6 protein-coding genes and 1 pseudogene are annotated in these 8,210 nt (G+C 61.6%); all 7 read right to left on the bottom strand.

From position 1 onward, the window contains the following. A pseudogene (locus RY831_RS08995) lies at positions 1-394 on the bottom strand (phosphomannomutase/phosphoglucomutase); the annotation flags it as partial. A 76-nt stretch (positions 395-470) separates the two neighbouring features. Beyond that, positions 471-1,613, bottom strand: coding sequence for an MraY family glycosyltransferase (locus tag RY831_RS08990; protein WP_326505987.1), 1,143 nt, complete (start codon positions 1,611-1,613; stop codon positions 471-473). A gap of 194 nt (positions 1,614-1,807) precedes the next feature. Continuing rightward, positions 1,808-3,265: a flippase gene (locus tag RY831_RS08985; RefSeq protein WP_326505986.1), complete on the bottom strand. Its 1,458-nt coding sequence runs from the start codon at positions 3,263-3,265 to the stop codon at positions 1,808-1,810. A gap of 473 nt (positions 3,266-3,738) precedes the next feature. Then, on the bottom strand, positions 3,739-4,887 hold the full coding sequence (locus RY831_RS08980) for a glycosyltransferase family 4 protein (protein WP_326505985.1): 1,149 nt from the start codon (positions 4,885-4,887) through the stop codon (positions 3,739-3,741). 4 nt (positions 4,888-4,891) lie between these two features. Then, positions 4,892-6,028 (bottom strand): glycosyltransferase family 4 protein, encoded by a 1,137-nt coding sequence (locus tag RY831_RS08975; RefSeq protein WP_326505984.1) that lies wholly within the window; start codon positions 6,026-6,028, stop codon positions 4,892-4,894. Then, the gene (locus tag RY831_RS08970; protein WP_326505983.1) at positions 6,025-6,939 is read right to left on the bottom strand and encodes a GDP-mannose 4,6-dehydratase; all 915 of its coding nucleotides are present in this window, start codon (positions 6,937-6,939) and stop codon (positions 6,025-6,027) included. Before RY831_RS08970 ends, RY831_RS08975 begins: the two co-directional genes overlap by 4 nt. Then, the gene (gene gmd / locus RY831_RS08965) at positions 6,923-7,966 is read right to left on the bottom strand and encodes a GDP-mannose 4,6-dehydratase (protein ID WP_326505982.1); all 1,044 of its coding nucleotides are present in this window, start codon (positions 7,964-7,966) and stop codon (positions 6,923-6,925) included. The genes RY831_RS08970 and gmd overlap by 17 nt, the downstream gene beginning before the upstream one ends. Between the last annotated feature and the right edge of the window lie 244 nt (positions 7,967-8,210).

Raw genomic sequence — 8,210 nt, 5'->3', positions numbered from 1 at the left:
TCTGGTACAGGCCCTGGATGGCATCGCCGTAGATGGCTTCGCCGGCCAGCACCATCTTGAAGCCGTTGTAGTCGGGCGGATTGTGGCTGCCGGTGACCATGATGCCGGACCGTGCCTCGAGCGCATGGGTGGCGAAGTACACCATGGGGGTGGCGACCACGCCGAGGTCGATGACGTTGACGCCGGCGCTCTGCAGGCCCTCGGCCAGCGCGGCGGAAAGTTCGGGGCCCGACAGGCGGCCGTCGCGGCCGATGACCACGGTCTGCTCGCCCTTGCCGGCGGCGGCGGTGCCGAATGCTTGTCCGATCTGGCGTGCAACATCGGCGTCGAGTGTCTTGCCGACGATGCCGCGGATGTCGTATGCCTTGAAGATGCTTTGGGAGAGAGTGGCCATAATCGATGAAGGGCAAAAAAGGGAAACTATACGGAATGCGGAGGATTGCTGCAGGAAGCGGCGACGATGAACTGCGCTAATCGTGCCTCGGGTCGTCTTTCGAGCCGGATTTCTTGCCGTGCGGCGATTTCTTGCCTTGCATGATCATCCAGCGCGGCGAACGGAAACGCACGATGCGGGCATAGAGCCAGACGTAGCTGACGACGAACAGCAGCGTCAGCCCGATCAGTATCCATGTATGGCGCCAGAACAGCGTGGCCGGCACCACGGCCATCAGCGACAGCATCCACAGGTAGGGCGAGGTCATCGCGTTGCGGAGATTGAGCGCCCGCGCATCGCGCCGGCCGACGGCCCAGACCACGACGCGGCGGAAGATCAGGCTGTGCAGGTGGATGCCGTCCGGCGCGCCGGGCGACTGGCCGCGCAGGAACAGGCGGCGATAGGCGGAAAACAGGGTCTCGAAGACCGGATAGATCAACAGCAGGACCGCATACCAGGTCGAGACTTCGGGATTGCGCATCACCAGCAATATCGACAGTTCGCCGAGCATGAAACCGAGGAAATAGGCGCCGCCGTCGCCGAGGAAGATCAGGCCGGCCGGATAGTTCCAGATCAGGAAGCCGGCCGCCGCGCCTGCCACCACCAGCGCGGCCACCACGATGAAGGTGTCGTTGACCTGCAGCGCCACGTAGCCGAGCGAGAGCAGCATGCTGATGCTGACCACCGTGGCAAGCCCGTTGAAGCCGTCGATGATATTGACCGCGTTGGCGATGCCGGCCACCGCCAGCACCGTCAGCGGCAGCGCCAGCCAGACGACATTGAAGTGCCAGCTCGACGAGAACCAGTCGATGCGCTCGATGCGGGCGCCGAGCAGATAGAAGCCCATGACGGCGGCCAGCATGGTCAGCAGCAGCCGTCGCGCGGGGCTGACGTTCTTGGTCAGGTCTTCCACGAAACCGCCGGCGAACGCGACGCTGGAACAGACCAGCAGCATCAGGATGCCCTGCCCGATGTGGGGCGTGCGCAGCATGGCGATGGCGGCCGTGATGATGACTGCGATGAAGATGCCTGCGCCGCCGATGCGGGGCACGGCGCGCGGATGCACTTTCTGCACGCTGTCCAGATCATAGTCAAGCAGGGCCGGATGCCTGCGGGCGTGCTTGATGATGAACAGCGTCAGTAGGACGGAGACGATGAAGCTGATGAGAAAAGACGACATGAATACCTGGAATGGCCGATGCGATCGCGCTGCTGCAGTCCGGCAGCAGGCGGGGCGGGCTGACGAACTACGGAAGACAGCGTGGACTGATTGCGGCGGGCCGGGCGAAGAAAGGTGACAGTCTAAATTATTGCCACGCGTTTATCATCAAAAAGATAGATTTTTACGCAATATTTCAACGACTTAACAGACTGCTAATGGACTGCTCCCGAGCGTCTCAGGAGCTGTCGGCGGTCGGACGCGTTCAGGAACACCAGCCAGGCCAGCACGCCTCCCGCCACGACGGCCGCCGCGCTCGTCAGCGCCCGCCATTGCAGCGGCCAGTCCGGCTGAGAACCGATGCCCGCGACAGCGATCAGCACAGTGCCGAGCACCAGGGGCCGGATCGCCGGTTTCGCGCTGTCCGGCCCCACCAGCCGCAGGAGCAGCAGGCAGTCGATGGACACCCGCAGGGTCCAGGCAACGGCGGCGCCAACGATGCCCCAGGTGGCGACGGCGGCCGCCAAACCGATGGCATAAAGAGGCAATTCGATCATGTGCAGCTTGGCCGCGATTTCCGAGCGCTCATGCGCCTGCAGCCAGGCGAACGGCAGGAAGGACACGGCGTTCACGAAGATGCCGACCGCAACGATTTCCACCACCTGGTAGCCGTTCTGCGCGAAGGCCGGCCCCAGCCAGAGGCGCAGGCCGTCATAGGCGCCGACCGCCGCCAGCGTGCACAGCGGCAGCATCAGTGCCGCCACCACCCTCATCCCGCGCTGGTAGAGCGCCGACAGCGGCACGCTGTTCTCGCCTTGACGTCCGGCAAACTTCGGAAACAGCACTCCGGCCAGCGCGCCAGGAATCACCAAGGTGCGCAGCATCACTTCCTGCGAGGTGACATACCAGGCGACCGCCGTGGGCGTGAGCAGCGCCGCCAGCACGAAGCGGTCGGAATAGACCATCAGCGGACCAATGATGTTCGACACGGTGATCCAGCCGCCTTCCTGGAAGAAGGAGCGCAGGCTGGCCGGCTGCAGCGGGCCGAGCAGGATGCCCCGGTCCACGCTCAGGCAGGTCAGCGCGTGGGCGAGCATCGACAGCACGCGGCCGATCACGATGGCCGCGATGAGCATGTCCAGGGTCGACCACACCACCGCCGCCAGCGCCGGCGCGGCATAGGTCCAGGCGCCGAACACGGTGCGCAGCAGGTTGACGCGTGCGAAGCGGTGCACGCCTTCGAGCACGCCTCGCAGCCAGTTGGTGGCCAGCGTGGCCGGTACGCCGATGGCGATCCAGTCCCATCCGGCAGCCATTTCCCGTCCCAGCGGACCGGCGGGCAGCAGGCCCGCGAACAACAGGCGCGCGCCGATGATCAGCAGACCGATGACGATCAGTCCCGGCAGCGCCTTCTGCCAGAGAAAGCCGCGCAGCTTGCCAAGTTCATCGGCCAATCTGCCCTCCTGCGCGGCGCTCGCAACGCGCCGCGTCACGACACGCCCCAGGCCGAAGTCGAGGAAGCCGAAATAACCGACCAGTGCCCAGACGACGCCAAGCGCTCCCAGCCGCTCGACACCCGCCGCATGCGCGATCACCGGCACCGACAGCAAGGCAACTACCATCGGCAGGACATGGCCGAGCAGATTGAAGGCAAAGAAGCGCACCGTCGCCATCGGGACTATCGTCCGGGCCGCGCCGGCCGTCTGGCGAACCGGCGGCGGCGGGGCGCGGCAGGAAGATGCGCGCGCCGAACGCCAGACAGGCCAGAATCGAGGGCGGCGCCGCGCCGCTTCGCCTGCCGGACAACCACCAGGAGCATAAACGCCGCCGCGATGAAACTGATGAAGAATGAGGACATGTTCTTATGACGATCCGGGAAGACCGGGCGCCGATCGCCAAGCTGGAAAGAAAGTATGGACGGCAATCCGTAAAAACGCAGCTTATACCAATACCAAGTCATAACATGACAGATGAAATTGATGGATTTTTTCGGCTGGCGAGGCGCAGGAGGAGTCCATAGCGGGGCTATGGATGACGAGTGCAACGCGGCCAGACGGAAAAAGGCGCGATTTCACGGCATGTTATGGCTTGGTATTGGTATTACATCATTACAAGTCTGCAATAGAGACAGCTGCCGTATTGCCGCTCACGCGCTCCTTGATGATGTGCCTGCCTCCGCAAGCACTCGCCTGTACAGATTCACATAGGACTGCGCCATTTGATGCGCGGTGAAAAGTTCTTCGAAACGGGCTCTGGCCTGCCGCCCCATCGTCTCGACCAGGGCCTTGTCGGCATCGAAACGACGCATGACGTCGCGCAGCGCGGCCGGATCGTTGGGCGGCACCACCATGCCGGTAAGGCCGTTCACATTCACGTAGCTGCTCCCGGTCCCGATTTCGGAGGAAATCAGCGGCTTTGAATACATTGCGCCTTCCAGCAAGGTAACCCCGAAGGCCTCGGAACGCAGGTGCGATGGAAAAACCACCGCCTTGCAGAGCTTGAGCAGGGCGACCTTGTCTTCCTCCGACACGGCGCCGAGGAATGCCACGTTTTTCAGACCCAGGCGCTCGGCCTGCTGCTTGAGGTCGGCTTCGACCGGTCCGGCGCCCACGATGACCACTCTGCTGCTGCCCGAGCAGGCATCCAGCAGGATATGCAATCCCTTGTAATAACGAAGCATGCCGACGAACAGGAAAAAGTCCTCGCCCGCTTGTTGCCGCCAATACTCCAGGCGATCCGGCGTGGCGACCGGGTAGCTGTGTTCATCGAGTCCGATCGGGATGATTTCCGTCTTGTCTCGATAATCCTGAAGCAGTTCGCTGCTTTGCACGTAATTCGGCGATGTCGGCACGATTGCCTTGAGCTCGGAAAAAAACCTGCGCAGCAGCGGCTGATACATCGGCATCAACAGGCGCTGCCGCACCACGTCCGAGTGGTAGGTCAATACCGCCGGCTTGGAGCGGCCGCCCAGCATATGCAGCAAGTCGCCGAACGGCCACGGATAGTGATATTGAATGACATCGACCTGATCGACCGCCTGGCGGAAGCGCGACAGGGCGCTGGCCGACATCGGGGTCGATGCGATATCCAGGTGAACCGGCACCCGCGTGATACGCGTTGCGCCGTCATGCACTTCCGGCATTTCCGAAGCTTGCCGGCTCAGCGTGAACACATGGTTTTCGATGCCCATCTGATTGGTAGCGGTGCTGAGCTGACGGATTACCTGCTCCACCCCCCCGAAGGTATCGGGGTAATATGTTTTGGTGACGTGCAGAACGCGCAGATTCCTTTGCATATCGTCAGCGTCCGAGAACCTTGCGGTACACCGCCGCGGTCTTTTCGACCGCCTGGTTCCAGGTCAATTGCGCGGCACGGCGGCGGCCGGCATCGATGCAGCGCTGCCTGAGCGCATCATCCGTTGCCAGAGCCAGCATGGCGGCGGCAATATCGTCGACCGCCAGCGGATCGACTTCCAGGGCGGCGCCCTGAGACACTTCGGGCAGAGACGTCGTATTCGACGTGACCACAGGGACGCCAGATGCGAAGGCCTCGACAACCGGAATGCCGAATCCCTCGTGCAGTGACGGAAACACAAAAACGCCCGCGCCTTTATAAACATGCCTGAGCTGATTCTTCTGCGCGAGATTGCTTAGCCAGATCACTTGCTCGCCGTTCTGAACCATAGTGCGGATTTTGTTGATCAGGTCATCGCAGCGCCATCCGGCATGGCCGACGATCACGAGCTGGCGGGCGCGGCGCACAGCGGCCGGCAGGCTCTTGTAAGCGTCAATGATGCGTTCCACGTTTTTACGCGGCTGCAATGTACCGACAAACAGGAAGTAGCCGCTTTGCAAACCGTTTGCACGCAGTGTTTCATCCACGTCTTCCGGCGGCGGCGGCACGTACCATTCCGAACCGACACCGGCGTGCACTACCGTGATGTTCCGTTCGTCGATATGGAAATATTCCACCAGTTCCGCCACCGCGAATTTCGAGATCGCGATGACATGATCCGCCTTGCCGGCCGCTGTCTTCTGCAGCCAGTTCTTGAGACCTCGCAGCCGCGGACTGGTCCATTCCGGATGCTTGAGCGGAATGGCATCATGCAAGGTGGCTACCACCGGACACTGCATGCGGACAATTCGATAGTCCGTGGCGTGAAAGAGGTCCATCGGAAGACGTCCGCGTCCGGTCGGCAATACCAGATCGCGCAGCGACCATGCCTCGAAGGAGCGCGGCATTTTTTCTCCCGCCGAGAACATGCCGGCTCTCACGGTCTTGAAAGGTGGCGGGAAAGACCATCCGGTCACCGAGCATCCGACCTCCGGCAGACCTTTCATCAATGCGGTCGTATATACGCCGATTCCATCCAGCCGCCCGCCAGTCAATACCGGCTCGATCGTCGTCGTGCTGAGACCTACGCGCAAAAATTTCATGCCGCGGTCATCCAGCGCAGGGTTTCTTCGAGGGTATAGGTTTCCATGTCGCCGACGATGGCGCGCAGTTTCTGCGGCGAGCCGATCAGGACCTTGACTTCCGACTGCCGCACGAAGGCAGGATTGACTCGCACTTCTATCTCATAGCCGGCGATTTCCTGCATCATCTCGATGATGGAACGCAGGGAATAAGGCTTGCCGCTGCAGACATTGACGGTTTCGCCGGCGCAATCGTTTTCCAGCAGGCCGTGATAGGCCGATGCCACCATGCGCACGTCGGAAAAATCGCGTTCGACATCCAGGTTGCCCAGTTCGATCACCGGCGCGCGCTGGACGAAATGGGAGACGATCTTCGGCACCAGGAAATTGGGCTGCTGCCCCACGCCGGTATAGTTGAACGGTCGGGAAATGACAATGGGCATGCGGTCCGACCAAGTGCGCACCAGGTGCTCCATCGCCAGCTTGCTGGCCGCATAGTGGTTCACCGGCTGCGGCGGCTGGGTTTCGGAAATCATGCCTTCGGTGGCATTGCCGTACACGTTGGCGCTGCTGGCGACCAGTACCCGCTTCGGCGACAGCTTCAAGTCCGCGAACGCCTGCAGCAGGTTCATGGTGCCGATCACATTGACGCGGTAGAAGGCGTCGGCATCGGCATGCGCGACGAAACTGATCGCGGCGAGGTGTACCAGGTAGTCCGGCTGAACCTTTTCCATCACGCGCCGGCAATCATCCAGCGACGTGATATCCAGCGTCATTTCATGCGGCCCCTTGGCGGCGCCCACCAGCGCGCCGCAGACCGAATAGCCGGCTGCCTCCAGCTCCGCCCGGACATACTTGCCGGTGAAGCCGTTGGCGCCGGTGAGCAGCACCCGGCCGCGCTGGCCGGTTGCCGCATTAGAAGGAGAACCCACGCTCGTTTCTCCGCAGGTCGGCCTGTACCATCATCTGGCACAACTGCTCCAGCGTCGTTTCGGGTGCCCAGCCGAGCTTTTCCTTGGCCTTGGCCGGGTTGCCGATCAGCAGATCGACTTCGGCGGGACGGTAGAACTTGGGATTGACGCGCACCACGATCTTGCCGTTGTTGGCATTGACCGCCACTTCCTCCTCGCCCGAACCGCGCCATTCGAGCGGCATGTCGGCGGCCTTGAAGGCCATGGTGACGAAGTCGCGCACGGTTTCGGTACGGTTGGTGGCGAGCACGAAGGTATCGGGCTCATCGGCCTGCAGCATGCGCCACATGCCTTCCACGTACTCCTTCGCATAACCCCAGTCGCGCTTGGCATCCATGTTGCCGAGCTCAAGCACGTCCTGCTTGCCGAGACTGATCTTGGCGACGGTGTCGGTGATCTTGCGCGTGACGAATTCGCGGCCGCGCAGCGGGGATTCATGATTGAACAAAATGCCGCTGCAGCCGAAGATGTTGTACGACTCGCGGTAGTTGATCGTGATCCAGTGGCCGTACAGCTTGGCCACGCCATACGGGCTGCGCGGGTAGAAAGGCGTGTCTTCGATCTGCGGTATGGCCTGCACCTTGCCGAACATTTCGGAGGTCGATGCCTGGTAGAAACGGATGTTCGGATTGACGATGCGGATGGCTTCGAGCAGGTTGAGCGGACCGATGCCGGTGATTTCGGCGGTGGTGGCGGGCTGGTCGAAGGACACGCCGACGAAGCTCTGCGCGGCGAGGTTGTATACCTCGGTGGCGCCGGTGTTCTGCAGCAGGCGGATGCTCGAGCCGAGGTCGGTCAGGTCGTATTCAACCAGGTGCAGGCTGGGATGCTTGTCGATGCCCAGTTCTTCGATGCGCCAGAAATTGACCGAGCTGGTACGGCGATAGGTGCCGTAGACGATGTAGCCCTTGTTGAGCAGGAGTTCAGCGAGATAGGCGCCATCCTGACCGGTGATGCCGGTGATGACTGCGATAGATGGTTTAGTCATTTTAAGCTTGGTGAAATCTGAAAAAAGGAAAAAGAGGAAACCAACTTGCGTCGGCGGCGCCGCACTTCATGGCAATTATTTAAACTGCTTCCGGGGGCACCTGCACAAATTAGTGGAAATCAATATTGCTCGTGATAACGGAAATCAAAGTTGTTTCAAGATTGCATGACATTCCGTTCACGTCCTTACGTCTTTACGCTTTTACTTCCCTGCGCCTTTAGACCGGTTCGCCATCGCCCTGCTT

The sequence above is a fragment of the Noviherbaspirillum album genome (assembly GCF_035916955.1).
GTDB lineage: Bacteria > Pseudomonadota > Gammaproteobacteria > Burkholderiales > Burkholderiaceae_D > Noviherbaspirillum > Noviherbaspirillum album.
Note: the sequence above shows the minus strand (reverse complement) of the source record. Positions and strands in the feature narration are given on the sequence as shown.